Genomic DNA, 25,208 nt, shown 5'->3' with positions numbered 1-25,208 from the left:
AATCCCTTGGTCGTAGGTTCAAGTCCTACTGGGCCCACCAATGAAATCAGGTGGTTACGTAACCAAGGGTTGCTTTCTATCAATGTGTGGTTGCGGTTTGGTTGCTGATCCGCGGCAACGTCGCCACTACGCTTTCCCACCGTGCCGGGTCGGCATGAGCATAGCGGCTGGTCACGGTCAGTGACGAATGATCAAGCAGATCCCTGATGCTCGTCAGTGCCTCCCCCTTGCTCGCCAGCAACGAGGCATAGCAGTGCAGTGCCGCAAGTCGTGAAAGCGGATGTCAGGGCGGTCAATCTTCTCCCTGGCTTTCTCGAAGGCGCCACGTACCCGGTCACCCGTCGTATCGAACGGCAAGCTTTCCACCAGCGGTAGGGCTTCCTCCGTCAGTGGTATCACCCTTGGCTTCCCGTTCTTCGTCTGGTTGGGCCTGAGTACGATGCGGCCGTTGTAGATGTTCCCAGATTCCAGTGCCATCAGCTCACCCCTCCGCATGCCTGTCAGCATCGCCAGCAGGATCACCTTTCGTTCGATCCTGTAGCGCTCCGGCACGGTGAAGTGACCCCCTCCATAGCTGCACAGGCTATAGTGCAGTCATCAGGAGGACAGGATGAGCGACGACAACTCCATCAAACGATGGACCGCGAAGCGCAAGGCTGCCGTGGTCATGGACATCTTCAAGGGCAAGACCACGACGGCTGAAGTGGCTCGCCAGTACGATCTCACTGTCTCTGAGATCGAGGGCTGGGTCGATGAGGCCCAGCGCAGCATGGAAAACGGGTTCAAGGCCCGCCCCAAGGACATCCGTGAGCAGTATGAGTCCGAGCTCCGGGAGACCAAGGAGGCATTGGGTGAGGCCCATCTGCAGATCTATGCGCTAAAAAAATTCAAGCGCCTGCTCGACGAGGACGAGAACTCGTAAGGTCGCTGCAGGCGCAACTGGCCGAGGAAGGCCATGTGGTATCGCTCGTCAAGCTCTGCCGTTGGCTGGGATTCCCCCGGCGCAGCCTGTATTACCGGCCCAAATCGCGGAAGCGTGCCATCAATGCCGACTTGGCGGTGCGGGTGAAACTGGCCCTGGAGAGGTTCCCCACCTATGGCTATCGCCGCCTGGCGTGCGCCTTAGGAGAGAACCGCAAGCCGATCCAGCGCATCCTGCAAATGAAAGGCTGGCAGGTACGCAAGCGGCCACAAGGCTTCCGACCGCGTGCCAGGAGCTTGCCGTCAGTCACGTCACGGCCTGATGAACGCTGGGCGACGGATTTCACGCACGTGTGGTGTGGAAAGGATCGGCGAGCCAGCCTGGCGGTGATCATCGACTGCTGCACAAGAGAGATCCTCGGCTGGCGACTATCGGACAATGGCAGCAGCAAGACCGCTGAGGCCGCTCTGGAGGAAGCGCTGATCTATCGACTGGGAGCGCTGGGGCGCGTTCAGCAACCGCTGGCACTACGCTCCGACAACGGCCTGGTCTTCAGCAGCCGGCACTACACGGGCACGGTGAAGGCCTATGGTCTCACCCAGGAGTTCACGACGCCGTATACACCGGAACAGAACGGACTCGTGGAGCGCTTCTTCCGATCCTTGAAGGAGGAGTGCATCTGGCAGCATCGCTTCGAGTCGCTGGGCCAAGCCAGAATCGTGATCGAGCGCTGGATCTGGTACTACAACGAAGAGCGACCACATCAGTCTCTGGGCTATGTGGCACCCCGAGCACACCTCGCATTAACTGGATGAGGTGTGCAGAAACCAGGGGGTCATTACAACGGCTTCAAGAAGTTCGGCGAGTTCCAGTTCGGTCAGGTAGGCATGGCGTTCGTTCTTGGGTGATGGCTTGCGGAGCTTGCCGTCCAGCGGCAGCTCTATCCAGTCCGACTGCCGGTATGAAAGCGAGAGCACCCGCTTTACGACCTGAGTGCGGTTGTTGATGGTTGACTGCGCCAGTCCCTTTAAGTCGCCCCGGGTAATCTAGACACCCGTCAGGCTCTGGGTATAACGCCGTTCGTACTCGACGGGTGACAAGCGATCGCTCGTGCCGTGACGACGTGTGGGGTTGTAGAACATCTCGATAGAGTCGAACACATCGCTCTTGGCGACTTCCCGAGTCGAATAGATCCGGCGCTTGATGCGTTCTCGTTTGAGCAGCTGGAAGAAGCTTTCGGCCACGGTGTTGTCATGGCAGCTACCTCGACGGCTCATGCTGCCCTCCAGGTGATTGGCCTTCAGAAAGCTCTGCCAGTCCGCACTGCTGAACTGGCTGCCCTGGTCCGAATGCACCATGACAACCCCTTGGGGCTTGCGGCGCCAGATGGCTGACAGCAAGGCATCCAGAGCCAGGTCGGTAGTAATGCGTGGCTTCATCGACCAGCCTACGACCTGGCGTGAGAACAAGTCGATGACCACCGACAGGTAGAGCCAGCCTTCGAGGGTGCGGATGTAGGTGATGTCGGTGACCCAGGCGACATTGGGTGCCGTTACGTCGAAGCGGCGATCCAGACGATTGGGTGACACCACCGCCGGCTTGCGGCCATAGGCGCCAGGGCGCCGCCGGTAACCGGGCTGGGAGCGCAACCCTTCCCGGCGCATCAGCCTGGCTACGCGGTGCTTGCCGCAGGTTTCACCGGCCTCTCTGAGGTCCTGGTGACTCTTGCGGTAGCCGTAGACGTCGCCGCTCTCGAGCCAGGCATGCTTGATCAGCCCCAGCAAACGCTGGTCGTCTCGCCCCCGCTCAGACAGGGCGTGACGGCGCCAAGCATAGTAGCCGCTCGGGTGCACCGTCATGATGCGGCACAGGCGCCGCACCGGATATTGGTCCGCCTGGTCATGGATAAACGCGTACCTCAGTCGGACCCTCTGGCGAAGTACGCGGTGGCCTTTTTTAGTATGTCCCGTTCTTCTGACACACACTTCAGCTCGGCCTTCAAACGCCGGTTCTCCGCCTGGAGATCCGCGTCCTGCTGCCGCTGCTCCACAGGCTTGGCGTAGCGCTTCATCCATTGATAGAGGCTGTAGCCGGAGACGCCCAGCCGGGCAGCCACTTCCGTGACGGGTTGGCCTCGTTCCGTCACCTGCTTGACGGCTTCGATCTTGAATTCTTCGGTATATCGCTGGCGGCTCATGGGACCTCCTTGGTGCCTTCAGTACAAGGCTTGGAGGTGTCTATGAAACCGGGGGCGATTCATCAGGGGCCTGGGTCAGGCCTCGAGGCTGTCGAGCAGTAGCTCGGCGACGCCTTCGGAGGACATCGGGTTCTGCCCGGTGATGATTAGCCCGTCCTGAATCGCGAATGCAGTGAAGTCCACCTTCTTTTCGTAAAGACCTCCCTGCTGTTGCAGACTGTCTTCCACCAGGAAGGGGACGACCTCGGTGAGGCCAACCGCGGCTTCTTCGCCATTGGTGAAGCCGGTGACTCGTACGCCATCGACAAAGGGGGAACCGTCTGGCTTACGGGCCTTCAGCAGCACCGCCGGAGCGTGACAGACCGCGCTGACAGGCTTGCCGGCAGCGTGGAACTGCTCGATCAAACGGATGGAATCCGTATCGTTGGCCAGGTCCCACAGCGGGCCATGGCCACCCGGGTAGAAGATGGCATCGAAGTCCTCGACGTTCATCTCGGACAGAACGGCGGTGTTGGCCAGATCCCGCTGGGCGACCGCGTCCTTGTCGAAGCGGCGGGTGGCGTCGGTCTGGAAGTCTTCGCCCTCGCTGGCCGGATCCAGCGGTGGCTGGCCGCCCTTGGGAGAGGCCAGCGTGACCTCGACACCGGCGTCCTTCAGCACGTAGTAGGGGGCTGCCAGCTCTTCCAGCCAGAAGCCGGTCTTCTTGCCAGTATCGCCGAGGGTATCGTGGGAGGTGACGACGACCAGTACCTTGCTCATGGGGCTCTCCTCTGTGGTGCGGAAGGTTCCGCAGCGTGTGCCGCGACCACTCGCGCGGTGTATGCAGGAAAGCCTAATGTGCGTACCTTCATGCGTATAATCGATAGTGTGGATAGCTGCTATCATCGAGACAAATAGTGCTGAGCCACCGCTCCGCTGGTTGCTGTCCGGGATGGCCTCGATGAAGCTCAATTACGACCTCAATCTATTGCGTACCTTCCATGCGCTGTATCTGGAGCAGAACGTCACCCGTGCCGGTGAGCGCTTGCACCTGAGCCAGCCGTCGGTCAGTGCTGCGCTGGGCCGCCTGCGTGAGTTGTTCAATGATCCGTTGTTCATACGCGATCGTCAGCGCATGCGTCCGACCGAAAAGGCGGAACATCTCTTTCCGACCATCGAAGCGGCACTGACCGACCTGGACGGACTGATCAACAGTGAAAGGGACTTTTCCCCCGCTACCGAGCAGCGGCATTTCGAGATCGCGGCCAACGACTACTTCGAGGTGATGATCCTGCCGCTGCTGGCCGAGGCCCTGCGCCAGCAGGCGCCGGGGATCACCCTGCAGGTGCGCCGCCTGTCACAGGACATGAGCGAGGCGGGTGTGATGAGCGGCACGACCGACCTGGCCTTCGGGCGCCAGGTGGATCCCCCGGAAAATCTGGTGGTGCGAGAGGCGATTCGCGAAGGGATCGAATGCCTGGTCGGTGAGGGCCACCCATTGCTGGAACGCCTCGAGGATGACGGGCGCATGGCGCGGGCAGACTTCGAGCATTACGCCCACGTGCTGGTGCAGCCCCACACGCGGCTGAAGAGTGGCATCTTCAAGCAGCTCAAGGATCAAGGGCTGAGGCGAGACGTCGCGCTCGCCGTGACCTACTTCATGGCGGTGCCCGCACTGTTGGAGCGCTCGTTGTTGATCGCGAGTCTACCCGCGGGGCTGTGCCGGCATTTTCCGCGCCAGTTTGCCGTGACCCCGGTGCCCCCGCCGGTGCGCTTTGATCCCTTTCCCTTCCACCTGAGCTGGCACCGCCGCTATCAGAAGGACCCCGCCCACCGCTGGCTACGTGAACAGATTATCGCCTGTTGCCACATGCTGCCCGCCACTGACGCCGGATGACCGGGGCATGTCGCTACGACTGAGGCTCCTTCGGATCGACGTTTTCGGAGATGGCGAAGGGGCGCGCGAATAGATGGAACCCGAGAAGACGACGGAGAAGGTCAGGTGACGTCAGGCAGAGACGGCGACGCTCGAGGCAGGGCCACCGGCAAGATTGGCAAGCCGTTGGGCCCCATGCGTCGCATCAACAGACAGGGTATCCCGGCGCACCCCCACGGGTCATGGGCGTAAGGCGGCCTGAATTGGCGCGGTTTGCCGGTGCTGTCGGGTATTTTTCCAGGTATCAACGTTCCATGCAGGCTTCATGGATAGAGCCTGCAAAGGTGGAGATGGCCGCTTGTTGCTTGGCGCTGGTGGAGTAGCGTGGCTGGCTATAGGCGTCCTGAATCAGTTGTTGGGCCATTCGCTGCCAGTTGCCTTTCATGTGTCTTTCGGCGCTGTCCATCATGTCCGCCATAGCCACTCCCGATTGTCGGGCGTCCATGGTGCTTCTCGCGATCTGATGCAATGACGCGCAATCGTCGGTGTGATACTGGCTGGCTGGGCCCGTAGGCAGGTCCGCAATGGCCGGTGTGCTGATTAGGATGAAGAGGGGCAGTAACATCGTTTTAAGTTGCACAGAGCCTCGTTCATGCCGGGAGAAGGGTAGGGGGAGTGTACTGCCGCGTGTCCCCTCGCTTGGGCGGAACTGTTCAGGAACGCTATATTATCGGCAGTTGATGCGCCAGGGCCATCGAAACGCCACGAGAAAAACAGGAAAGATCAACAGAACCAACGCGGATGCGAGGGACTGGGTATGGCAGACAATCCCGAGGAGAAAGCCTGTGAGGCGACATCACCCAGCACGGAGCCAGCCGTGCGCTGGCTGACCCGCGATGAACTCGACGACCTGCGTCGTGATATGGCCGAGTCGTCGGCCTGGATGCGCGCGGAGTTAAGGCGGCGCAAGGCCCGCAGGTCAGCAGACCAGCAGTGCTAGGGCTTGTCTGAAAAGTGCCTGTGCGCGGTGCGAAAGCGAGAAGGCCAGATTCTCGCTATCGTTCCATCCATGCGCGGGTATCGCAAGAGACGTTGATGCTGGTGCCGGCAGCGCTGTCTGCCTGTCGCAGCGTCACTGATCGAGTCTGGCCAGGCCGCGGTACTGCCCCTGGTAGTAGAGCAGCGGTGGGGCGGGCTTTGTTACGCCTGGTTTCAATGCTTTTACCTCGCCGATCACGATCAGATGGTCGCCGGCGGCGTGCTCGGCGTGAATCTGGCAGTCCAGCCAGTATAGGCAGTCGGCGATGACCGGGTTACCCGAGGGGGACGGCTGCCAGTGGATACCGCGCCATTTGTCATCGCCCTGGCGAGCAAACTGGTTCGATAGCGACGCCTGGTCTCGGGACAGGATATTGACCGCAAAGCGACCCGCCTGGCGAATCCTGGGGTAGCTGTACGAGCCAGCCTTGACGCTGAACGACACCAGCGGGGGATCCATCGACACGCTGTAGAAGGACTGGCAGGTAAAGCCGATGGGTTCCTCGTCCAACTGGGTGGTGATGATCGTGATACCGGAGGCGTAGTGGCCGAGCGCTTTACGAAAACGCGATGGCTCGATACCGGCGCAGGGGTGCGACATGGTGGCTCCTTGTGGGACGGCTGCGCAAGGCTTCATGGACGTTCGGATACCGGGCCAGCGTGTGCGGGACACGCTGGCCGGTCGGGTGGGGTAGTCCCGGCGCGAGTCGCTTAGCGGGTCAGTTCGCGACGGACGATGGCGGCGCCCTGGCTGAGCGCGTTCAACTTGCCCCGGGCGACCTGGCGCGACAGCGGGGCCATGCCGCAATTGGTGCAGGGGTAGAGCTTGTCGGCATCGACGTACTCAAGCGCCTGGCGCAGGGTGCTGGCCACCTCTTCCGGGGTCTCGATGGTGTTGGTGGCGACATCGATGGCGCCGACCATGACCTTCTTGCCGCGAATGAGCTCGATCAATTCCATCGGCACCCGTGAGTTGTGGCATTCCAGCGAGACCACATCGATATTGGACTGCTGGAGCCTGGGGAAGACTTCCTCGTACTGACGCCACTCCGAGCCGAGCGTGCTTTTCCAGTCGGTATTGGCCTTGATGCCGTAGCCATAGCAGATGTGCACGGCGGTTTCGCACTTGAGTCCCTCGATGGCCTTCTCCAGGGTCGCGATGCCCCAGTCATTGACCTCGTCGAAGAAGACGTTGAAGGCGGGTTCATCGAACTGGATGATGTCGACGCCTGCGGCCTCGAGTTCGCGGGCTTCCTGATTGAGAATGCGGGCGAATTCCCAGGCCAGTTTTTCGCGGCTCTTGTAGTGGCCGTCGTAGAGGGTATCGATCATGGTCATGGGGCCGGGCAGGGCCCACTTGATGGGGCGATCGGTCTGCTCCCGCAGGAACCTGGCGTCGTCGACGAATACCGGCTTCTGACGTGATACCTCACCGACCACCGAGGGCACGCTGGCGTCATAACGATCGCGAATGCGCACGGTCTCGCGCTGCTCGAAATCGACGCCGTTGAGATGCTCGATAAAGGTGGTGACAAAGTGCTGGCGTGACTGCTCGCCGTCGCTGACGATGTCGATGCCGGCATGCTGCTGTTCGTGCAGGGCCAGGCGCAGCGCGTCCTGCTTGCCCTCGGTCAGGCCGTCGCCCTCCAGTTTCCAGGGGGACCAGAGCACTTCGGGTTGAGCGAGCCAGGCGGGCTTTGGCAGGCTGCCGGCGGTCGAGGTGGGAAGCAGTGTCGTCATCGGGAGAAACCTTGTCTTGGGTGAATCAGAGTGTGGCGTTGGCGGACCATTGTTCGAGCACCGCGCCATAGGGTTTGATAAAGCTCTGCTCCACAAATTTCCCTTGCTCGGTCGCCAGCCGGCTGCGCTCTTCCCTGTCGTAGACGATCCGGGTCAGGGAGTAGTCCTGTTGTTGCAGGCTTGGCTGGTACGACTTGCCGGCGACGGAGTTGGCGTTGTAGATCTCCGGGCGATAGATCTTCTGGAAGGTGTCCATGGTGCTGATGGTGCTGATCAGTTCCAGGTTGGTGTAGTCGCCCAGCAAGTCCCCGCTGAAGTAGAAGGCCAGGGGCGCGACGCTGCCCGGGGGCATGAAGTAGCGCACCTTCATGCCCATCTTGCGGAAGTACTCATCGGTCAATGAATGCGCTTCCTGGAGGTACTCCACGCCCAGCACCGGGTGCTGGTTCTCGGTGCGGTGGTAGGTCTTAGTGCTCGATACGCTGATGCAGATGACGGGAGCCTTGTGGAAGTGCGCCCTGTAGGCCTCCGAGTTCAAGAAGGCCTTGAACAGCTTGCCGTGCAGGTCGCCAAAGTTCTCGGGAACGCTGAACGTCTCGCGGTTTTGATTGTGTTGCTTGAGGACCAGGCTGAAGTCGTAGTCGCGCACGTAGGACGAGAAGTTGTTGCCTGCGATGCCCTCGATACGTTCGCCCGTCTTCTGGTCGACGATCTGAGTCTTGAGGATCTCGATAAGTGGTAGCGCACCAGCGCTATTGCTCGCGTCGATGGCCATCTCGACCGATATGATGTCCAACTCCACCCTGTAGCGGTCACCTGTGGGATTGTCCCAGTCCGCCAGGGCATTGAAGCGATTGTCGATCATGCGAAGGGTGTTGCGCAGGTTGTCCTTGCGCTTCTCCCCGCGGGCAAGATTGGCGAAGTTGGTGGTGATACGAGTGCTGTTCGACGGCTGATAGTGTTCGTCGAAACGCACGCTCTTGACGGAAAATGCAAAGTCGTTGGTCATCGTGAGGTGCCACTCTGTCTGCTGGAAGGTGAAGCCGGTAGACCGCGGAGACCTCGCGGCCCTTGATCGATATGGTCCCGCTGGCGCTTCCAAGGCGGAAGCTGAACTCGCGCCGGTGTACGACGGAAGCGGACGATGATGCCGGTGAATCGGTGCCTGGCCGGCATCACCCTTGAGCGAGTGAGAAGATTATTGAGGGAAATCTATTATGAGACAAACTGAAGATTTTCATCATCAACATCAATTCTATTCATTTTGATGCCGGGCCGCTACCGCCCGGCGACCGCCTGTCGGTGATTCGGTCGCTACCGAGGCCGTGACGACGACACGCAAGGTGATCGGCGAAGGGGAAAGCCCCGCCTTCGCGTAATCGAGGAAGGCGCGGAACCTGGGAAGGTCACCGGCTTTCAAGGGTCTCACTTTCCGGCGATTCCGGCTCTTGTGCGGACCGAATATGAGTTATCACCTCGAACACCCCTTCGAGTAGCTCACCTTGAATAGCATCTTCTTGTCTGTATTTGATCTTTCATTGCATCGCCTCCCACGGATTGAGGGTGGTCACTCCTGTAGGCTCGAAGTCGGCCACATTGCAAGTGACTACCGTCATGCCATGAACAAGGGCCGTTGCCGCGATGAGCGCGTCACGTTCGCCGCGCTTGTCGGGGACGTGTAGCCGGGCGCAGCGTTGCGCTACAGCTGCATCGACTGGCAATGTTCGCCCCGAGAACTCCGGCAGTACCTGTTGCTCCAGCCATGAGCGCAGCACGGCCCCCTGGGTAGCGTCCTTGCGCTCAATCGACAACACCCCAAGCTCAAGTTCCATGATGGTGGACACAAAAAGCTAGGCGGCATCGACACTTTCAGTCCATGTCGCAACGTTCGGGTCAGCTTTGCCAGCCCGAACTTTTCGTAGTTCGGACACGACGTTAGTGTCGAGAACATACATCATGAGAAATCAGCGGACTGTGTGCCAATGGTCACACGCGGCGGTTCAAACTCGATATCCGCCGAAACGTCTGGCATAGCCAGAGAATCAGCAATGTTGCGTCGTTGCCTTATAAGCCGCTGGTATTCCTCGATGCTCAACAGCACATGAGCAGGCTTGCCGCGATCTGTGATGAACACTGGGCCGCTCTTGGCCGCCTTCTTTGCGCGGGTAACGTCCTGGTTAAGTTCTCGACTGGATAGGGTTGTGATGGTCATGATGGCACCTCCTATACGAGCGACTAATGTAGGTATGTTGCTACACGAGTGAAGGGCGGTTCATGAGCGGATGGCAGGCTATCGTGACAGTAGCAACTGGGCGGTACAGTAGGGGGCATTCATCAGATCTCTCCTGTTTCGCCAATCTTCACTAAACTGCTGAAAGACAAGTGCTTTGTGGTTTTTTGGATTTCGCTTGGCTACGCTTGATTTTTCAATGCATAGCGCGTGGGCGGCAAATTCACAATCCCGTGGTCGTGGGGTCATGTCCTGCTGGGCCCACCACCGCCCTCCCACTTGCTTGTTGGTTGTGCTGTCTGGAATTGACATTGTTCTCGCACCACGGGAATTCCCGATGCTTGGCTGTCCACGGACATCGTTTCAACGCCGCTTCCTTTAGTGAATGGGCTTCGAGCTCCATGCGAGCGCCCACTGCCCAGCGTAGTCTCCATCTAGATAGATCCCCGCATTTGACCGAACTCTGAAGCGAGTCGGCGTCATAAGATGCGACCGCCAGCCGGTACAGCTGCCGAATTGGTAAGCCCTACGGCCCTGAGATGGGATCTGACCAGCAACCATCGCGATATTCGCTTTACTAGTATCGGGCACCGGGGACTTTCGGCCAGCGTTCATACTCTGAGCCTGACACCTAGAATGAGCTACGCCAGAATGATCGGCCGGGCGATCCTATGGATGGTGCGGAATACGCAGGTGTTGCGCGTCGATCTGATGCCGGACCATGACGACGTGCTCGGCTTCAGCAATCACTGGTATCCCCGGGCACGGGAAACGGCACAGCCCATCTCCCTAGGTGGGGGTCTTTCCATCCGCGTGGTCGCACCACCGCTTTTCGTTGCCGCCAAGCTTGAAGCCTACAAGGGGCGGGGTGAGGACGATCCTTTATCGGGCCACGACATCGAGGACATCTTCAATCTCGTGGATGGCCGCCCCGAGCTACTTGATGAGGTGAGAGCCGCCGGCAGTGACCTTCGGGCCTGTATCGCAGATGAACTCAGCAAACTTCTCGACAATGCTCTCTTCGGATATGCCGTGCAGAGTGCCGCCGGAGACCCCAACCGGAACGGGGCCACTTTCATCGCCATGACCTACCTGATCGGCAGCCCTGTGTGGCGCATGCTGGATCAGGTCAAATCCACACGAAGTGACGAAGAATCTTTTTATCCCAGTGAAGGCGGCCACTGGCGAGCTGTGTGCACTACACCCAGTATCCGCACCTGCATCCCCACAACGTCATAGAGCAACATATAGCTGGGGTGAACAACCAGCTCGCGGAGCACCGCCAGGCAGTCTGCTGCCAGGGGGCCTGCCAGCTGTGCCGCCTTCTCTGAAAACAGTTCATACAACTTAAGGCTGCCAGCGGATTCTCTGGCGCTATGTAATCGTAAATGTCGTCACGATCCTGCATCGCCTCTGGCGTCCAGGCCAGCTCCATCAATTCGGCTTCGCCAGACGAGCACGGGTAGACGCACGACGGGCAGCAAACCTGGCTTCCACATCGGCAGCAGGTATTAGATCACCAGCTTCTGCCGAGGCTCGTGATTGCTCCACCTTGGACATCAGCCAGGCATCATAGTCCTGCGCTTCCTGCTGCTGGGCTACGTAGTTGCGCATAAAGTCGCGTAGAAGCTGTGCCCCGGTACGATCGTGTGCCTTGGCTGCACTGGCAAATTCTGCTTTCAGGCCCTCATCGACCCGAAAGGTGAAGGTAGCATCGCTCATGACACACATCCTCATGTGTTACACGGTGACCACGGGATAGCACGGGAAGTATGCCATGCATCCACTCGCATCTTCCCTGCCCAGGTACACCACCGGTACTGAATCGCACCGACTATTCGAGACACACGTCAGGCTCTGGATATCACGCTGTTCTTACTCAATGGTAGATAGACCATCGTTTGTGCGGTGAGGGCGCATCCCCAACGGCGCCTGGTGTCTGTTCCGCGCCAAACCTGGCCACACACGACAAGGCAAGGTCGTTGTGGTGCAGCATAGCGTCATTGAGGACCTGGACCACGCCGGCAGCTTCACGATCAAGCTGTATCAGAGTGAGAAGGTCGGGGACCTGACTGGCATCGGCGAATTCCTCTTCGTGCTGTGAGCGAGTCGACAGCCGAGAGGTCGCCTTTGTTGGTGCTGGCTGGATAGCGAGCGGCAGAGCAGGCATGCTCAGCGCTATCCGATACCGCAGAATCAGGTGAGTACCAGATGTCAGACCCGTTCAAGCAGCTTCGTGACGCTATGGACCAGTTCGCCACCGAGCGTGACTGGGATCAGTTCCACTCACCCAAGAACCTGGCCATGGCGCTGACGGTGGAGGCAGCTGAACTGCAGGAGTGCTTCCAGTGGCTGACCGAGGCGCAGTCCAGGGAGCTGGATGAGCAGCAACTGGCCGCCGTGCGCGATGAAATTGCCGATGTTCAGCTCTACCTGATCCGGCTGGCAGGCAAGCTGGACGTGGATATCGAAGCGGCGTGCCGGACGAAGATGGAGAAGAATGCGGAGAAATATCCGGCCGAGAAAGTGAAGGGAAGTGCGAAAAAGTACACGCACTATCAGGATTGACGTGATGTTTTCCCGTCTTTTTTCCTGCAGAGGCCTTCTGCCTGGCCTCGTCCCTCAAGCTTCCTTCGGCTGATTTTGGCCTCAAGCAGGGCCAGAGACTCGGCTTAGGTTTAAGTTATCTGCTAAAAGCGGTCTTTTATTCCGTTTTCAGAGTGATAAATAAACCAGCTGCCGCACAATATCCCGTGTGACGCCGTTGTGACGCCGGCCGGATGGCCGGCGTTTGCTGGGCGAAGCGTGGCACTCGGATCAGTGACCGCGCGTCAGGCGTGTGGCCAGCCACCAGCCCAGTAGCATCGTCAGCAGAAAACCCGCCAATGGCAGACTCATGGCGCTGCTGGAGACGATGGCAGGCCCGGGGCAGTAACCACTCAGGCCCCAGCCAACACCGAACAGGGCCGCGCCGAGCAGCAGGCGGCCATCGATATCGCGACGCCTGGGTAGTTGAAACCGCTCGCCCAGCAGGGGAGCGCCACGCCGCCAGACGAGGCGATAACCGATGAAGGTGGTGATGACGGCACCGCCCAGTACGAAAATCAGTGTGGGGTCCCAGTCACCGGCCACGTCGAGAAAGCCGACGACACGCGCGGGATCGGTCATGCCGCTGAGTGTCAGCCCGAGGCTGAAGACCAGGCCGGTGATGAAGCCGATGATCGCTTTCATGGTGACTCTCCCAGCAGGTGTTGGCTCACGAAGACCGTCAGCATGGCGACGGCCACGAACACCGCAGTGGCCACCAGCGAGCGGGGTGAAAGACGAGCGATACCGCAGACGCCGTGGCCACTGGTACAGCCGCCCCCGATGCCGGTTCCCACGCCTACCAGCAGGCCTGCGAACATCATGCTCAGGCCCCCGCTGGTGGGATCGCCGATCAGCGCATCTGAGCGCTCGGCCACATTGCCCCAGTCAAGATTGAACAGCACAAGGAGCAGCGGGCCGCTGATCAACCCGAGCACGAAGGCAATGCGCCAGCGGTGGTCCGGGCCTGATTCCAGAAGCGCTCCCCGCGTGATACCACTGATACCCGCGATACGTCCCAGAAAGGCCATCAGCATCACTGCCGAGAGGCCGATCAGGACGCCGCCGGCGAGTCCTTTCATGCTGTTCATGATGTCCATGTCATTCGTTCTCCCTTTCGGCCATCCAGCGTTGCGACGATGATATGCTCGTGCCCGACCATCGCCAACCGTCATCGCCAGGCGACTTCGCCCACCGACTGCCGAGTCTACTGGTCAGGTGATTGGCCAGCCGGCTGACCTGTGGGGCATGCGACAAGGACGCGGAGGATTCGCAGGAGCACCATGAACGAACTGACTCAACGCCTGCGCACCTTTCTCAAGGTGGCGGAGCATCAGAGCTTCAATGTGGCGGCTCGGGAGCTGGATATCGCCAGTTCCACGGCGACGCGTCATGTCAATCATCTGGAGCGCCAGCTGGGCGAGCCGCTGCTGGTGCGCACCACTCGCCATGTGCGGCTGTCGCCCGCTGGAGAGCGTGCCCTGATCCACTTTCGCGCCATTCTGGCCGAGGTGGAACAACTGGAGGATGAGCTCGAGACGCTGAGTGAGCGAGTCGCGGGGCCGCTGCGTATCTCGGTGCCGTGGCGCTATTCACGCCTCTATCTGGCGCCGCTGGTGAGCGAGTTCATGCAGCGCTATCCCGAGGTGGCGCTGGATATCGTCAGCAGCGACCAGCGTGTGGATCTGATCGAGGACCACTTCGACGTGGCCCTGCGCATCGGTCACCTGGAAGATTCGAGCCTGATCGCGCGGCACATCAGTGACCAGCGCTTCGTGCTGGCCGCCGCGCCGTCTTACCTCGCGGCCCAGCCCCCGATCCATCGGCCGGAAGACCTGGAGCAGCACCGTCTGCTGACCTTCAGCTATACCACCGCCAATCATCACTGGCGATTGGTGCAAGGGGATCGTGAGCATCGTATCTCGGTGCGGGCCCGTGCGTTGCGCACCAACAATGCCGACATTCTCACCCAGGCGGCGCTGGGCGCCGCCGGCGTCGTGGTACAACCGCTCTGGGCCATACGGGAAGAGCTGGCAAGCGGCCGCCTGATGCCGGTGCTGGAGGACTATCAGGTCACCTCATCGGATTTCGACACCGGTATCCATGTCGTCTACGCGCGCGAGAATCAGCATAATCCGCGCGTGCGCGCCTGGATCGACTTCTTGCTGGCCCGCCGCGAGCGGCTGTCCTGTCACTAGCCAGCCGTGAGCGCTGTCCGCCGTCCAGATATACGAAGGGCCCGATCTAAAGGGAGATCGGGCCCTGTGCGCACGTCGCGACTGCTTGGACGATACTCATCAGGCGGTGTTTATCAGATGGTGCTCATCTGAGAGCCTTCAGTAGAGGATATCGCTGCGGATTATGTACTTGGCTCCGTCGCGGATCGGCTCGCTGGCGTGCACGCAGTGCTGCGGATGCGAGCCATGCGGGAAGCACAGTACGCCACCCTTGGGCGTGGAGACCGAGACCGTCTGGATATCGTCCCGCGACTGAGCCGGCTTGTCGGGATCACGGCGGCTGACCAGAAACTCGGTGCGCCCGCCAATGTAGCCATCGCTTAAGAAGATGAGGAAGGTGTACTGGCTCATCAGGCCCGGATAGGCGTCCTGGACGACCTCGCCATTGATGACGCGACTGCCCGGCCAGGCGCCATCGGTGTGCGGCTTGAAGAAGTCGCCGGCCTCGTAGCGATAGACACGAAAGCGCGCATTGATGCCTTTGGCTCCCTCGCCCTGGATCTGCTCGGTGACCCGCGGCGCCGAGCGCTGCCAGATGACCTGATCGACCGCTTCACTGACGACCCAGTTGACGTTGTGATTGTGGCGCACCGAGCGCGGCAGGGAGACGGGCGCATCTTCCTCGAAGCCCATGTCCTCCAGAACGGCAACGAAGTTGTCGGCCTCGGCAGGTGTCAGCACATTGAGTAGCTGGAAGGCGCCGGGGACACCCTCGACCTCCTGACGGACAACCTCTGGCGTCGCGTCGGCTTCGAAGAGGTCAGACACGTCGCCGTTGTCCGTCCAGATGGGCAGGGGCATGGGGGAGAAGCCGCGTTCGTGGCTGACGACATGGAATGACAAGCTCATGGCAAAGCTCCTGAATGACAAAGAATGTGAGGCGAAAACGTGGCGACAGCCAGACCTGCCGGGAGGAAGGCCTGGATGACCGTCAACTGGCGGTGAGTGTCGGTACCGAGGAGAAATAGTCAGCTACCTGGATGGGCCCGGTATCCGCCATGTTGACCGTGGAACTCAGCAGCCACCAACGGCCGATCCACCTCAGTCGGGATAGCGGACCAATACCCGCGTCTCCAGGCTGGTGCGTGTCGGCGCATCTTCGGGCGTGTCGAGCAGCTCGGCCGCGGTATGCGCGACCGGTGGCTTGCCGGCGCTGTCGAAGGCATTGAAGACGATGGCTTCGTCGGGGCGCATGTGCGAGACGAAGTACCAGCGGTGATCTGGATTGTGGACGAGACCCTGGATCTGGCCGCAGCGATCCGGATAGAGGATGTCGATGTTGACCCAGTCCTCGTGGTGCACGCTTTGGGTATCGGCGAATGCCAGCGGGTCACGCGCGACGGCCTGCTCGACGGGCTGCCAGACATTGACGATGCCGTAGTGGCCGCTCAGCCACTGCTCGGCCTGCTCGGGCGGCAGCAGATCGCGCACGCGCTGCGGGCCAGAGCGTGGCGAGTAGTCGACATGCACATGCTGCGCCGGCACGCGTTCACCTTCGAAGCCACGCAAGGTGTGGTCGAACACATGCACCTCACTGACACCGAGTTGTTGCTTGAGCAATGCCTCGATGGTTGGCGTGTGCAGGCGGTCGCGCGCCTTGGCGTCGCGCACATCCACGGCAAGCTCGGGCGTATCGAGAAACAGCAGGCCCTGGGACGCGAAGCTTGGCGGAGTAGCGCGCAGATCCTGCAAGCTGACGCTTTGGCGATCATGCTTCGGCTCAATGCGCCGACCGGTCTCGCCGTCCGGGTCCACCTTGATCTGCAGACCTTCCGGGCGATCGAGCTGATAATTGACGAACGCCAAGCGGGTAAGGATGGGCGCTGACATGATCGAGACCTCCTTCACGATGAGTCGTCAGAGGATGAGCACTGACATGCACTTGGGCCGACCGCCTGTGCTGTGGCGAGTCCAAGAGGCTGGTTGGCGAGCTTAGTGCATTGGTGCAGACACAAAAAAGGCGCCTGTCTGCAATTTTTTATTGCACGACTGGCAATAATCGGCGGCTGACAAGTGTCCGTGGCTTCCGCATGTTGTCTCCGTCTCCGTCCTTATTTCCATCCCAAGAAATCGCTAAGTAACTGATAAACAAAGGCTGGGAGAGCCGCCAAGAGCAAGACTGACGTCTTATAGAGTTGGCATTCGGCGTGTTGATGTAGATAAGGGGCGGCTTGTATAGTCGTGATGCTATTGCAAAGACGTCATCCAGGCGCATCTGTCAGATTGTGCGATGGGTGAGCGTGATATTCATCGTGCCAAGGGAATGGTCATGAAAGATAAGCGTGTGCCTGGAACTCCAGTGTTTTATCGCGGTGCGTCAGCGGCTCTGTGTGTCGTCGTTCTAAACGGCTGTACCGGTATGGCCGAGACGGGCCCTGCAGCCGACGTGCCCGGACAGCCAGAAAGCACCAAGACCAATGTGCTGGAGGCAGGAGCCAGTGCACTGCAGACCGACGCACCGACGGATCAGCTCAATATCTATCTTGTTGGCTTCCATCCCATGAAGGATGAGCCAAGCCATCAATTCGAAGCGCATCACTTCTGCCAGCAAGTCAATGAGGACTTCATGCAGTGTGCTCTTTACGATGGAAATACCGCGGATGCCCACCTCACCGGGGTGGAATACATCATATCCGAAAGCGTTTTTGAGAGCCTGCCTGAAGAAGAGAAGCAATATTGGCATCCCCATAACGGGGAGATTCTGTCTGGCCAATTGGTCGCCCCCAACCTGCCTGAAAGTGCCGATCATGAGCTGATGCAATCCAAGATGAACAGCTATGGCAAGACGTGGCACACATGGAGCACTTCACACAGCGATGAAGAAGACCAGGCCTTGCCACTGGGTAAGCCCAATCTGGCTTGGTCCTTTAATCGTACCGGAGAGCCGCAGCCGGGCCTGGTCGAAGATCGAGACCAGCGTATGGGGATCGACACAGAGGAGCGGCGTCAGGCCAGGCAAGATCTGGTGCCGCTGGCCAATCCCCAGTCGGGTGTTGATGTGTTGAAAGGAGAATTTCCCAGGTCAACCCAGCCCATCCCTGGTGTGGAAGCCAAGTCCAGCGAGTGATGTCGTCGTTTTTGCCGGTTGGGACCGGTACCGCCGGGTTCCGGATGGTGGGTTGCTCGCTTGGTGAAACGCGAGCGTCCCTGCGGGTCTCTGGTGGGAACGGGGGAGGTCAGCGACGCCAGCCTCCGTCCCGAGGACCAGCAGCGCAACGTGCGAAAGTTCTGTTGCCATGCTTTAAAAAGGTTTGACAAAGCGCGGCGAGCCGTGAGATGATGATTTTCGTTGGTTAGCAAGTCGTATATTTCAGTAGTGATCGAATCATTCGGTAGCCTGGCAATATCCCCCTTGTTATATCCATATTTCTGGGATGACACCCGGCAAACTGTAATGACAACGCTCTGCGTTAAGGAAATCGATCATGGCAACTGGCACAGTTAAGTGGTTCAACGACGCTAAAGGTTTCGGCTTTATTTCTCCGGCCGACGGTGGTGACGACCTGTTCGCCCACTTCTCCGAAATCAAGGCTGAAGGTTTCAAGTCCCTGCAGGACGGTCAAGAGGTCTCTTTTGACGTGACCCAGGGCAAGAAAGGCCTTCAGGCTTCTAACATCAAGGTTATCTAACTTCTAGTTAGCTAGCTTAGATGAATGACAAGACCCGCTTCGGCGGGTCTTGTCGTTTTTGTATGGGCAAAATGCAAGTGTTGGCCGTGCGTGGTCGGCCTTGATCTTCTTTTCGGGCTCCGCATGCTCGGGTTGTCTTGCGAAGCCGCTTGGCCCGGTTATCTAGCCCCGCCATCTAGCCCAGCTACCTTGCCCACTTTTCCCGGTCGAACGCCAAGGGAGAGTAGAGGCTTTCTTCCTTACCTTGATGCCATTCTCGGGATCTCTTTTGTCTGCCTTATCTCCCTGGTGTCGCACTTCAACGCCTTGATCCGTTTCGGTTCTAACCTCATGGCGGCTTTGTTTCGCTCCCTTGTCGCGCTACTCGGCTTGCCGGACTTACCTTTCTAGTCTTGTCGGTACATGACCGATACTGGATGCCTTGGCACCATTGGCAGAGCGCTGCGAGGCGCGTCCCCTTGTGGGTGAAGCCCGTGCTGCGTTCTTTCTGGCGTCCAGTCCGGGGCCTCGCGCCGACACTGCGCTGTCGTCGACCATGGCGTAGACGAACGTCACTGGTGATCTATAAAAATTGATCAATTGGTCCTTCCGATCTATTTTTATATATATTTGATGTCTGTCGGGATGGTAGGGCGAATCGATGAGTTACGGGGTAGAGCACCTGGCGGCACGACTCAAGGCCGCTCGGGAGGCCAAGGGGCTTAGTCAGCGGGAGCTGAGCAAGCTTGCAGGCGTGCCGCAGTCGCATATCTCGAAGATCGAGAACCATGGCGTTGACTTGCGTGTCTCGAGTCTTTCGTCGATCGCCCACGCTTTGGAACTGGATTTGATGCTCGTTCCTCGTAAGGCGATCCCGGCGGTTCAATCGATTGTTCGTAGCGTCGCCGACACGCCGCCCGCCAACGGAGAAACTCTGCGAGAGCTCCAGCGCCTGCGCGACAAGGTCGATGTAATCGCTACCCAGATGCCCACGGGGAATTACGATGCTCTCAAGCGCCGTATCCGCGAGATCACCCAGATCCACAGTCAGCTTGACCCCGATGTAGTGCAACAGGTGCGATGCGCCGTCGAGTCGATTGAGCCTGCCGCCAGCCAGGAGGCGATCGAGGGCGCTGCGAAAGCCATCGCCACCCTGCGCATTCAGTTGGCCCGGCACGCGGCTTCTCAAGCGACGTCGCGTGCGCCCAGGCCGGCCTATCAGCTGGAGGAGGAGGGCGATGACTGATGTCTCTGTGCTCGATGTACTACTTTACGGAGAGCCGATCGGTACGCTCACCAACGTGGGTGGCGACCGGACGATCTTCGCTTTCAATGATGGCTATATCGATGACCCTGACAGGCCGACCCTGGGGCTCGCTTTCAAGGACGAGTTCGGTGGACTGCTTTCGGACTTCCGCGTTTATAAAAAGCGCGTGATGCCATTTTTTTCCAACCTTCTGCCGGAAGGGCATTTGCGCACCTATCTTGCAGAAAAGGCTGGCGTGAACGCCGAGCGAGAATTTCATCTACTGTCGGCACTCGGCCACGACCTGCCCGGCGCAGTCACTATCAGGTTCGCCGACGGCGAGGCGTGGTCGGCGTCGGGCGGTGGAGCAAATGGTTCCGCTGACGCCGGCTCAGTTCCCTCCATGGGCGCCTTGCGGTTTTCGCTCGCGGGCGTTCAGCTAAAGTTATCGGCGGTTCTCGCACCGTCTGGTGGTCTGACGATTCCCGCATCTGGTGTGGGCGGTTCCTGGATCGTGAAACTCCCGTCGCGAGAGTTCAACGCAGTGCCTGAGAACGAGTATTCGATGATGACGCTTGCGCGTCTTGTCGGGATAGATGTCCCGCTGATCGATCTTGTCGACACTGACGCTATCGACAATTTGCCTGAAGGTATCGACAAGGTCGGACAGCGTGCCTTTGTGATCGAACGCTTTGACAGGCTGTCAGATGGTAGCGCCGTTCATATCGAAGATTTCGCGCAGGTCTACGGTGTCTACGCCGAGCAAAAATACCAGAAAGCGACCATGCGCAACATCGCCCAAGTGCTGGCTGCCGAGACCTGTGAGGCGGACATCGTAGAGTTCGTGCGGCGTCTGGTGTTCTGCGCGCTGATCGGAAACGGCGATATGCATCTGAAAAACTGGTCGCTGATTTACCCCGACCGGCGTCGTGCCGCGCTCGCTCCTGCTTATGATCTGGTCTCGACGATTCCCTATATCCCGAGTGATGACCTGGGGCTCAGGGTGAGTCGGACTCGCGCGTTTTCCGAGCTGACCTTTGACGAACTGAAGCATATGGCAGCCAAGGCTGCCCTTCCCGGAAAACTGGTTCGGGATACGGCTTTGGAGACCGTCGCGCTGTTTCAGCAGCATTGGCAGGCTGAAAAGCTTGACCTTCCGATGACATCGCAAGTTCGAGAGGCGATCGAGGCTCACCTAAAGACTCTTCCGATTGCACAATAGTGCGGGCTGCCACAGCTTGGGTCTTGCGCTGACGAGTGCCCGGGATGCCGGCCAGCCCTGGCTCCGACGAATGGGGGCAACTCTAAAGATTGCCTCTGGCGCCTGTTCCGGCCTCTGTTCCATGTCGATCCAAGCGCTTCCGTACATTGGGCGTCACGTTTTACGCAACTTTACGCAAGGGTGCGTAACGTTATCAGCGAGCTCGAGGCATGGGCTGCGACAGCCTGATCAGGTCCTGGCCCTCTGGCTGGGTCGCTCTCTTTTCGATTGGCGTACCATCCGCACCAGCAACCACACCGACAGGGCCAGCATTGCCAGTGCGATGGGGGAGGTCAGCAGGAAGAAGGGATCGCCGCCGGAGGCGGTGAAGGCGCCGCGCACCAGGCCTTCCAGGGTGGGGGCGAGCAAGAAGCCGATGACGAAGGGCAAAATCGAGATCTCGAGCCTTCGCAGGGCGTAGCCGATCAGCGCGAACACGCAGGCGGTGACGAGGCCGAGATAGCCGCCGTCCTGGACATAGGCGGCGGTCAGCGAGATGGTCAGGATCACCGGCAGCATCACGTCCTTGGGGATGCGCACCAGGTAGCCCAGCAGGCCCATCAGCACGCCGCCGATGGTCCAGTTGAAGGCATTGGCCAGCACCATCATGGTGAAGATGCCGAAAGCGGTCACCAGGTCCTTGTTCAGCAGGGTGCCGAAGCCTTCGATTTCCTGGATGGGGGTGAAGCGAAACACCTGGGGGCCGAAGGCGAAGTCGCCGATGGTCTCGACCGCCAGGATGATGAAGACGGCGGCGAAGTTGCCAGGGATACCGAGGCTCATCACCGGGATCAGGTTGGCGCCGGACACCGCCGAATTCGCCGATTCGGTGGCAACCACGCCGTCCGGGGTGCCGTGGCCGAATTCATCCGGGGTCTTCGAACGACGCTTGGCGGTGTCGTAGCTCAGGGTGGCGGCGGTGGTGGTACCGATACCGGGCAGGGCGCCGATCATGGTGCCGATACCGGCGCCGCGCAGGATGGCCGGCAGCATGGCGCCGCGCTCTCGCCAGCGCAGTTTCGGGCCCATTTGCGGCGGCTTGGGCGGGGCGGCGTTGTGCTGCCTGGCTCGACGCATGTCCTCGATGCTGATCAGCACCTCGGAGAGTACCAGCACGCCGAGTACGGCGGAGGTCAGTGGTAGACCGCCGCCGAGTTCAGGGATGCCGAAGGTCAGCCGCGGGCCGTTGCCAGACAGGGTCGAGCCGACCAGCGACAGAAACATGCCGAGCAGGCCGCCAATCAGCCCCTTGAGCGGTGCCTGGCCTACCACCGCGGCCATGAAGCACAGCGACAGGATGATCAGGGCCGACTTCTCGGGCAGCCCGAGGACACGCTCCACCGCCACGGCGATGACCGGGGCGGCGATAAACAGCACCAGGTCGGAGATGTTGTCGCCCATCACCGAGGCGAAGTGGGCGGTCTGTACCGCCTTGCGGCCCTGGCCCCGCTGGGCCATGGGATGGCCGTCCAGGGTGGTGAGAAAGGCGTCGGGGGTGCCCGGGGTATTGAACAGTATCGCGGGTACTGCACCGCCCACCGTGGCCCCCTTCATGATCCCCACCAGGCAGCCCAGCACCGGGTAGAGCGCTTCGTTGGTGTAGCCGAAGATCGACACCAGCACCGGCAGGGCGATGGCCATGGCGAAGGGGCCGGACATGCCCGGTGTGGCGCCGATCAGGATACCGACCACCACTCCGATCAGCGTCATCGCCAGCGGCATCAGCCAGAGTCCGCCCTCGGCGGTGTGAAAGACCGAGCTGACCCCGAGCCCGATGTATTGCAGCAGCAGCTCCATGGGGAATCCTCAGAGGTCGGCGTTGGGAGGAAGCTGGACGTTGTCGATCAGTCCGTCGAACAGCAGCACCAGGGCGCCGGCGGCGGCCAGTGCCACCAGCACATCCCACCCTCTCAGTCGGTGGCGGGTGGTGTGGATATAGCCGCAGGTCAAAAGGGTGGCACCGACGAAAAAGCCGGAGATATCGAAGGGAAAGGTGCCGGAAGCCGCACGGTAACCGCTGTAGTCGGTAAGACCCACGGCGTTGGTGAGCGTGACCAGCAGCGGTCCGGTTGCGTTCATCGCCAGCAGGCTTACGGCCGTCACGATGATGGCACGCAGCAGGAAGGCGAGGTTGTCGGGGGTGATGCGTCCCACCGCTTCGCCGGCGGACGGCGGGTGCGAGCGCCGGGCGCCATGACGGAGTTCGCTCAAGATCAACAGGCTCGCCAGCAGGGCTATCAGGCCCACCAGCAGCACCGGAAAGAAGGCATCACCTGGCACGGTACGTCCGGTGAGGTTCTGTTCGAGAAAACCGCTGCCGATATCCCGGGGGAACCACAGCGTCACGCACAAAAGGCAGAACCCCAAAAGGCCAATACCAAGCCACAGGTTCCAGCGGCCGCCCCGGATTGGGGCGGCCTGGCGACTGGCATCGCTCATTTGGCCAGTTCCTGCATCATTGCCACGTTGGACTCATAGGTGGTCAGGATCTGTTCGCGCAGCGCCTCGCCCTGGGTGACGATCGGCGCCGGTGGGTACTGCTTTTCAATGAACTGGCGGGTTTCGCTTTCGGGGTCGGCGAGGATCTCTGCAACGGCCTCGGCGATCTCGTCACGCACTTCGTCATCCATGCCGGCGGGGGCGGTAATGATGTACTGATAACCGAGATTGAGGTCGATCCCCAGGTCCTGGAGGGTCGGTTTTTCCGGCGCCAGGGCCACCGGTCCCTGCTCGGCGGAGGCCAGGATGTTGAGCTGGCCGGCTTCGACCAGCGGCTTCTGTACGCCGCCACCCCAGCCCACGTTGGCATCCATCGACACCAGGGCGTTCAGGGTGCCACGCCCGCCCTTCATGCGCAGGTGGTTGACCTCGATGCCAAGTTGGCGAGCCACGATTTCTGCCCCGGCCTCGACCTGGGTGCCCCAGTTGGCCCAGACGATGGGCTCACCTGCGGACGCGGCGGCCCTAAGGTCGTCAAGGGTCTGCCAGCCGCTGTCGGCCCGTGCCAGCACCGCCATCTGCGAGCCGGCGGTGGTGGTGATGTAGGTGAAGTCTTCGGGCGACAGGTTGTCGCTGTTCATCGGCGCAAAGTCGTAGGTGGTGGTGATCGCGAAGCCCAGCGTCTGGCCGTCGGGCGCTTCGCCCTTGAGTTGCGCCGACATCACGGTGCCGTCCTCGCCGGCCTTGTTCTCGGGGATCACCTGCCAGCCCCGGGTGGCTTCCAGTTCCTTGGCCAGGGTGCGGCCCTGGACATCGGTGCCCCCGCCGGCGCCATAGCCGATCCACAGGCGGATGGGGCCGTCCGGGTTCCACTCGGCCAGGGCCGGGCCTGCCAGCATGAGGGTGGAGGCTGCGGTAAGAAGAATGCGTTTCATGGGACTCTCCGGTGTTGTTGTGGTTGTGTGGCTCGAGTGCCGCCCTGGGGATAGGGCGAACGTTGCGTTTCAGGGCTTGGTCTCGACCAGTTCCATCGGTCGATGGCCGCGGGGCAGCTCGAAGCGCTGCACCAGCTGCAGCCGTTCTTCGCTGTCATACTCGAAGGCGTCCCACAGCATACCGACGTGGGGCGCCGCCAGATCCAGGTGCTCGCAGGCCTGGCGTGACAACAGTTCTGTCGTGACGCTGTGTCTGACGCTGGCGGTGCGGATCCCGAAGCGCTCCCACAGCAGTCGGTGGTAGGAGGCGCCGTGCTGTACCTCGCTACTGTCTGGCAGTTCGACGGCGACCTCGGGACGCATGAAAAAGGCGCTGAAGGCCGGTGGCGACCCGGTCACCCACACCAGACGATCGACGCGCATCACTTCCTCGCAGTCGAAGCCGGTAAGCAGGGCACCGTATTGCGAGGTACTGACCCGCTGCACCCCGACCACCCGGGTGTAGGGCATCATCAGCTCGCCGGTGGCCGGGTCATGGAAGCGATAGACGTGTACCTCCGGCACCTGATGACGGGCATCGGTGATAAAGCTGCCGAGCTTGCGTCGACGCACGATCAGGCCCTTTTCCACCAGCTGACCCAGCGCCTTCTGCACGGTGGAAAGACCCACCGGCAGAGCGTCGCAGATCTCAGTTTCCTTCGGCAGCTGATCACCCGGACGGTAGTCTCCGGCGTGAATGCAGGCACTCAACGCCTCTGCCAGGCGCAGGTACTTGGTGCGCTTGGTGTTGACGGCCTGCCATTGGGTCACCAGCGGCGCGAGAGACAGAGTGGTGGTCGTCTTTTGCATTCAACTAAGATAGATATGGTCTATTTCTATTGTCAACTACGTAGTTAATGGGCGACGATGGTGAA

The 25,208-nt window shown here is 60.5% G+C and carries 30 protein-coding genes; 11 read left to right on the top strand and 19 right to left on the bottom strand.

Annotation, left to right across the window (positions count from 1 at the left end):
* Positions 1 to 213: 213 nt before the first annotated feature.
* Entirely contained in the window at positions 214 to 522 is a 309-nt protein-coding gene (locus NFI08_RS22930; RefSeq protein WP_502881151.1) for a tyrosine-type recombinase/integrase, read from the bottom strand.
* A gap of 88 nt (positions 523 to 610) precedes the next feature.
* Between NFI08_RS22930 and NFI08_RS22235 the strand changes: the two genes are divergently transcribed.
* Both NFI08_RS22235 and NFI08_RS22230 read left to right on the top strand, forming a co-directional pair.
* The gene (locus NFI08_RS22235; protein ID WP_108133890.1) at positions 611 to 922 is read left to right on the top strand and encodes a DUF1153 domain-containing protein; all 312 of its coding nucleotides are present in this window, start codon (positions 611 to 613) and stop codon (positions 920 to 922) included.
* Positions 886 to 1,737, top strand: a complete 852-nt coding sequence (locus NFI08_RS22230) for an IS3 family transposase (RefSeq protein WP_349591655.1) — start codon at positions 886 to 888, stop codon at positions 1,735 to 1,737. Before NFI08_RS22235 ends, NFI08_RS22230 begins: the two co-directional genes overlap by 37 nt.
* On the opposite strand, the gene NFI08_RS22225 is transcribed toward NFI08_RS22230, so the two are convergent.
* The 3 genes from NFI08_RS22225 to NFI08_RS22215 all read right to left on the bottom strand — a co-directional run bounded on the left by NFI08_RS22225 (position 1,726) and on the right by NFI08_RS22215 (position 3,878).
* Positions 1,726 to 1,899: a hypothetical protein gene (locus tag NFI08_RS22225; RefSeq protein ID WP_349591517.1), complete on the bottom strand. Its 174-nt coding sequence runs from the start codon at positions 1,897 to 1,899 to the stop codon at positions 1,726 to 1,728. The genes NFI08_RS22230 and NFI08_RS22225 overlap by 12 nt on opposite strands.
* A 69-nt stretch (positions 1,900 to 1,968) precedes the next feature.
* Positions 1,969 to 3,119 (bottom strand): IS3 family transposase gene (locus NFI08_RS22220; protein ID WP_502881147.1). Its coding sequence is split into 2 segments (ribosomal slippage): positions 1,969 to 2,876 and positions 2,876 to 3,119, totalling 1,152 coding nucleotides; the frame shifts between segments, so codons are not numbered across the junction.
* A 75-nt stretch (positions 3,120 to 3,194) separates the two neighbouring features.
* Positions 3,195 to 3,878, bottom strand: a complete 684-nt coding sequence (locus tag NFI08_RS22215) for a type 1 glutamine amidotransferase domain-containing protein (RefSeq protein WP_349591514.1) — start codon at positions 3,876 to 3,878, stop codon at positions 3,195 to 3,197.
* A 181-nt stretch (positions 3,879 to 4,059) separates the two neighbouring features.
* Between NFI08_RS22215 and NFI08_RS22210 the strand changes: the two genes are divergently transcribed.
* Entirely contained in the window at positions 4,060 to 4,995 is a 936-nt protein-coding gene (locus NFI08_RS22210) for a LysR family transcriptional regulator (protein WP_349591512.1), read from the top strand.
* A 283-nt stretch (positions 4,996 to 5,278) separates the two neighbouring features.
* On the opposite strand, the gene NFI08_RS22205 is transcribed toward NFI08_RS22210, so the two are convergent.
* Positions 5,279 to 5,452, bottom strand: coding sequence for a hypothetical protein (locus NFI08_RS22205; RefSeq protein ID WP_349591510.1), 174 nt, complete (start codon positions 5,450 to 5,452; stop codon positions 5,279 to 5,281).
* 339 nt (positions 5,453 to 5,791) lie between these two features.
* Here NFI08_RS22205 and NFI08_RS22200 point away from each other — a divergent pair, with 339 nt between their 5' ends.
* Positions 5,792 to 5,974, top strand: coding sequence for a hypothetical protein (locus NFI08_RS22200; protein WP_349591508.1), 183 nt, complete (start codon positions 5,792 to 5,794; stop codon positions 5,972 to 5,974).
* 132 nt (positions 5,975 to 6,106) lie between these two features.
* On the opposite strand, the gene NFI08_RS22195 is transcribed toward NFI08_RS22200, so the two are convergent.
* The 5 genes from NFI08_RS22195 to NFI08_RS22175 all read right to left on the bottom strand — a co-directional run bounded on the left by NFI08_RS22195 (position 6,107) and on the right by NFI08_RS22175 (position 9,964).
* Positions 6,107 to 6,613 carry a flavin reductase family protein gene (locus NFI08_RS22195; RefSeq protein ID WP_349591506.1) on the bottom strand — a complete coding sequence of 169 codons (507 nt, stop codon included), beginning with the start codon at positions 6,611 to 6,613 and terminating at the stop codon, positions 6,107 to 6,109.
* Between the two features lie 110 nt (positions 6,614 to 6,723).
* Entirely contained in the window at positions 6,724 to 7,752 is a 1,029-nt protein-coding gene (locus NFI08_RS22190; protein ID WP_349591505.1) for a methionine synthase, read from the bottom strand.
* 25 nt (positions 7,753 to 7,777) lie between these two features.
* Positions 7,778 to 8,761: a DUF1852 domain-containing protein gene (locus NFI08_RS22185; protein ID WP_045993812.1), complete on the bottom strand. Its 984-nt coding sequence runs from the start codon at positions 8,759 to 8,761 to the stop codon at positions 7,778 to 7,780.
* A 526-nt stretch (positions 8,762 to 9,287) separates the two neighbouring features.
* Complete coding sequence (locus tag NFI08_RS22180) at positions 9,288 to 9,584, bottom strand: type II toxin-antitoxin system VapC family toxin (RefSeq protein WP_204248971.1); 297 nt, start codon at positions 9,582 to 9,584, stop codon at positions 9,288 to 9,290.
* Positions 9,585 to 9,706: 122 nt separating this feature from the next.
* Entirely contained in the window at positions 9,707 to 9,964 is a 258-nt protein-coding gene (locus NFI08_RS22175; protein ID WP_045993813.1) for a type II toxin-antitoxin system Phd/YefM family antitoxin, read from the bottom strand.
* Between the two features lie 654 nt (positions 9,965 to 10,618).
* On the opposite strand from NFI08_RS22175, the gene NFI08_RS22170 reads away from it, so the two are divergent.
* Positions 10,619 to 11,221 carry a hypothetical protein gene (locus NFI08_RS22170; RefSeq protein WP_157033090.1) on the top strand — a complete coding sequence of 201 codons (603 nt, stop codon included), beginning with the start codon at positions 10,619 to 10,621 and terminating at the stop codon, positions 11,219 to 11,221.
* Positions 11,222 to 11,416: 195 nt separating this feature from the next.
* Here the strand turns inward: NFI08_RS22170 and NFI08_RS22165 are convergent, their stop codons facing one another.
* On the bottom strand, positions 11,417 to 11,704 hold the full coding sequence (locus NFI08_RS22165; protein WP_045993814.1) for a CopG family ribbon-helix-helix protein: 288 nt from the start codon (positions 11,702 to 11,704) through the stop codon (positions 11,417 to 11,419).
* 489 nt (positions 11,705 to 12,193) lie between these two features.
* Here NFI08_RS22165 and NFI08_RS22160 point away from each other — a divergent pair, with 489 nt between their 5' ends.
* Positions 12,194 to 12,550 carry a nucleotide pyrophosphohydrolase gene (locus NFI08_RS22160; protein WP_108448333.1) on the top strand — a complete coding sequence of 119 codons (357 nt, stop codon included), beginning with the start codon at positions 12,194 to 12,196 and terminating at the stop codon, positions 12,548 to 12,550.
* 249 nt (positions 12,551 to 12,799) lie between these two features.
* On the opposite strand, the gene NFI08_RS22155 is transcribed toward NFI08_RS22160, so the two are convergent.
* Together NFI08_RS22155 and NFI08_RS22150 are read right to left on the bottom strand one after the other, a co-directional pair.
* Positions 12,800 to 13,213 carry a DUF6691 family protein gene (locus NFI08_RS22155; protein ID WP_349591504.1) on the bottom strand — a complete coding sequence of 138 codons (414 nt, stop codon included), beginning with the start codon at positions 13,211 to 13,213 and terminating at the stop codon, positions 12,800 to 12,802.
* Complete coding sequence (locus tag NFI08_RS22150; protein ID WP_349591503.1) at positions 13,210 to 13,668, bottom strand: YeeE/YedE family protein; 459 nt, start codon at positions 13,666 to 13,668, stop codon at positions 13,210 to 13,212. The genes NFI08_RS22155 and NFI08_RS22150 overlap by 4 nt, the downstream gene beginning before the upstream one ends.
* A gap of 183 nt (positions 13,669 to 13,851) precedes the next feature.
* Between NFI08_RS22150 and NFI08_RS22145 the strand changes: the two genes are divergently transcribed.
* Positions 13,852 to 14,766, top strand: a complete 915-nt coding sequence (locus tag NFI08_RS22145; protein ID WP_349591502.1) for a LysR family transcriptional regulator — start codon at positions 13,852 to 13,854, stop codon at positions 14,764 to 14,766.
* A 138-nt stretch (positions 14,767 to 14,904) separates the two neighbouring features.
* Here the strand turns inward: NFI08_RS22145 and NFI08_RS22140 are convergent, their stop codons facing one another.
* Together NFI08_RS22140 and NFI08_RS22135 are read right to left on the bottom strand one after the other, a co-directional pair.
* Positions 14,905 to 15,654 (bottom strand): 2OG-Fe(II) oxygenase family protein, encoded by a 750-nt coding sequence (locus NFI08_RS22140; protein ID WP_349591501.1) that lies wholly within the window; start codon positions 15,652 to 15,654, stop codon positions 14,905 to 14,907.
* Between the two features lie 192 nt (positions 15,655 to 15,846).
* Positions 15,847 to 16,635, bottom strand: a complete 789-nt coding sequence (locus NFI08_RS22135) for a CmcJ/NvfI family oxidoreductase (protein ID WP_349591500.1) — start codon at positions 16,633 to 16,635, stop codon at positions 15,847 to 15,849.
* 439 nt (positions 16,636 to 17,074) lie between these two features.
* Between NFI08_RS22135 and NFI08_RS22130 the strand changes: the two genes are divergently transcribed.
* From NFI08_RS22130 to NFI08_RS22115, 4 genes are all read left to right on the top strand, one after another.
* Positions 17,075 to 17,872, top strand: a complete 798-nt coding sequence (locus NFI08_RS22130; protein ID WP_349591499.1) for an OBAP family protein — start codon at positions 17,075 to 17,077, stop codon at positions 17,870 to 17,872.
* Positions 17,873 to 18,230: 358 nt separating this feature from the next.
* Positions 18,231 to 18,434 carry a cold-shock protein gene (locus NFI08_RS22125; RefSeq protein ID WP_045993826.1) on the top strand — a complete coding sequence of 68 codons (204 nt, stop codon included), beginning with the start codon at positions 18,231 to 18,233 and terminating at the stop codon, positions 18,432 to 18,434.
* A gap of 640 nt (positions 18,435 to 19,074) precedes the next feature.
* Positions 19,075 to 19,659: a helix-turn-helix domain-containing protein gene (locus NFI08_RS22120; RefSeq protein ID WP_349591498.1), complete on the top strand. Its 585-nt coding sequence runs from the start codon at positions 19,075 to 19,077 to the stop codon at positions 19,657 to 19,659.
* Positions 19,652 to 20,881 (top strand): type II toxin-antitoxin system HipA family toxin, encoded by a 1,230-nt coding sequence (locus NFI08_RS22115; protein WP_349591497.1) that lies wholly within the window; start codon positions 19,652 to 19,654, stop codon positions 20,879 to 20,881. Before NFI08_RS22120 ends, NFI08_RS22115 begins: the two co-directional genes overlap by 8 nt.
* A gap of 228 nt (positions 20,882 to 21,109) precedes the next feature.
* Here NFI08_RS22115 and NFI08_RS22110 read toward each other — a convergent pair whose 3' ends face one another.
* The 4 genes from NFI08_RS22110 to NFI08_RS22095 form a co-directional block, all read right to left on the bottom strand.
* Entirely contained in the window at positions 21,110 to 22,717 is a 1,608-nt protein-coding gene (locus tag NFI08_RS22110; RefSeq protein WP_348814658.1) for a tripartite tricarboxylate transporter permease, read from the bottom strand.
* 9 nt (positions 22,718 to 22,726) lie between these two features.
* Positions 22,727 to 23,359 carry a hypothetical protein gene (locus NFI08_RS22105; RefSeq protein WP_349591496.1) on the bottom strand — a complete coding sequence of 211 codons (633 nt, stop codon included), beginning with the start codon at positions 23,357 to 23,359 and terminating at the stop codon, positions 22,727 to 22,729.
* The gene (locus NFI08_RS22100) at positions 23,356 to 24,294 is read right to left on the bottom strand and encodes a tripartite tricarboxylate transporter substrate binding protein (protein WP_349591495.1); all 939 of its coding nucleotides are present in this window, start codon (positions 24,292 to 24,294) and stop codon (positions 23,356 to 23,358) included. The genes NFI08_RS22105 and NFI08_RS22100 overlap by 4 nt, the downstream gene beginning before the upstream one ends.
* Positions 24,295 to 24,363: 69 nt before the next feature.
* The gene (locus NFI08_RS22095) at positions 24,364 to 25,143 is read right to left on the bottom strand and encodes a GntR family transcriptional regulator (protein WP_349591494.1); all 780 of its coding nucleotides are present in this window, start codon (positions 25,141 to 25,143) and stop codon (positions 24,364 to 24,366) included.
* Positions 25,144 to 25,208 lie beyond the last annotated feature (65 nt).

The sequence above is a fragment of the Halomonas sp. EF61 genome (genome assembly GCF_040147045.1).
In the GTDB taxonomy this organism is placed as follows: domain Bacteria; phylum Pseudomonadota; class Gammaproteobacteria; order Pseudomonadales; family Halomonadaceae; genus Halomonas; species Halomonas litopenaei.
Note: the sequence above shows the minus strand (reverse complement) of the source record. Positions and strands in the feature narration are given on the sequence as shown.

Coding starts and splice junctions, on each gene's coding strand:
- NFI08_RS22180 (WP_204248971.1), bottom strand. CDS start 9,584: ATGGAACTTGAGCTTGGGGTGTTGTCGATTGAGCGCAAGGACGCTACC.
- NFI08_RS22200 (WP_349591508.1), top strand. CDS start 5,792: ATGGCAGACAATCCCGAGGAGAAAGCCTGTGAGGCGACATCACCCAGC.
- NFI08_RS22130 (WP_349591499.1), top strand. CDS start 17,075: ATGAAAGATAAGCGTGTGCCTGGAACTCCAGTGTTTTATCGCGGTGCG.
- NFI08_RS22155 (WP_349591504.1), bottom strand. CDS start 13,213: ATGAAAGCGATCATCGGCTTCATCACCGGCCTGGTCTTCAGCCTCGGG.
- NFI08_RS22120 (WP_349591498.1), top strand. CDS start 19,075: ATGAGTTACGGGGTAGAGCACCTGGCGGCACGACTCAAGGCCGCTCGG.
- NFI08_RS22195 (WP_349591506.1), bottom strand. CDS start 6,613: ATGTCGCACCCCTGCGCCGGTATCGAGCCATCGCGTTTTCGTAAAGCG.
- NFI08_RS22215 (WP_349591514.1), bottom strand. CDS start 3,878: ATGAGCAAGGTACTGGTCGTCGTCACCTCCCACGATACCCTCGGCGAT.
- NFI08_RS22190 (WP_349591505.1), bottom strand. CDS start 7,752: ATGACGACACTGCTTCCCACCTCGACCGCCGGCAGCCTGCCAAAGCCC.
- NFI08_RS22100 (WP_349591495.1), bottom strand. CDS start 24,294: ATGAAACGCATTCTTCTTACCGCAGCCTCCACCCTCATGCTGGCAGGC.
- NFI08_RS22185 (WP_045993812.1), bottom strand. CDS start 8,761: ATGACCAACGACTTTGCATTTTCCGTCAAGAGCGTGCGTTTCGACGAA.
- NFI08_RS22235 (WP_108133890.1), top strand. CDS start 611: ATGAGCGACGACAACTCCATCAAACGATGGACCGCGAAGCGCAAGGCT.
- NFI08_RS22175 (WP_045993813.1), bottom strand. CDS start 9,964: ATGACCATCACAACCCTATCCAGTCGAGAACTTAACCAGGACGTTACC.
- NFI08_RS22135 (WP_349591500.1), bottom strand. CDS start 16,635: ATGTCAGCGCCCATCCTTACCCGCTTGGCGTTCGTCAATTATCAGCTC.
- NFI08_RS22165 (WP_045993814.1), bottom strand. CDS start 11,704: ATGAGCGATGCTACCTTCACCTTTCGGGTCGATGAGGGCCTGAAAGCA.
- NFI08_RS22210 (WP_349591512.1), top strand. CDS start 4,060: ATGAAGCTCAATTACGACCTCAATCTATTGCGTACCTTCCATGCGCTG.
- NFI08_RS22160 (WP_108448333.1), top strand. CDS start 12,194: ATGTCAGACCCGTTCAAGCAGCTTCGTGACGCTATGGACCAGTTCGCC.
- NFI08_RS22115 (WP_349591497.1), top strand. CDS start 19,652: ATGACTGATGTCTCTGTGCTCGATGTACTACTTTACGGAGAGCCGATC.
- NFI08_RS22145 (WP_349591502.1), top strand. CDS start 13,852: ATGAACGAACTGACTCAACGCCTGCGCACCTTTCTCAAGGTGGCGGAG.
- NFI08_RS22205 (WP_349591510.1), bottom strand. CDS start 5,452: ATGGCGGACATGATGGACAGCGCCGAAAGACACATGAAAGGCAACTGG.
- NFI08_RS22125 (WP_045993826.1), top strand. CDS start 18,231: ATGGCAACTGGCACAGTTAAGTGGTTCAACGACGCTAAAGGTTTCGGC.
- NFI08_RS22110 (WP_348814658.1), bottom strand. CDS start 22,717: ATGGAGCTGCTGCTGCAATACATCGGGCTCGGGGTCAGCTCGGTCTTT.
- NFI08_RS22170 (WP_157033090.1), top strand. CDS start 10,619: ATGAGCTACGCCAGAATGATCGGCCGGGCGATCCTATGGATGGTGCGG.
- NFI08_RS22140 (WP_349591501.1), bottom strand. CDS start 15,654: ATGAGCTTGTCATTCCATGTCGTCAGCCACGAACGCGGCTTCTCCCCC.
- NFI08_RS22150 (WP_349591503.1), bottom strand. CDS start 13,668: ATGGACATCATGAACAGCATGAAAGGACTCGCCGGCGGCGTCCTGATC.
- NFI08_RS22105 (WP_349591496.1), bottom strand. CDS start 23,359: ATGAGCGATGCCAGTCGCCAGGCCGCCCCAATCCGGGGCGGCCGCTGG.
- NFI08_RS22095 (WP_349591494.1), bottom strand. CDS start 25,143: ATGCAAAAGACGACCACCACTCTGTCTCTCGCGCCGCTGGTGACCCAA.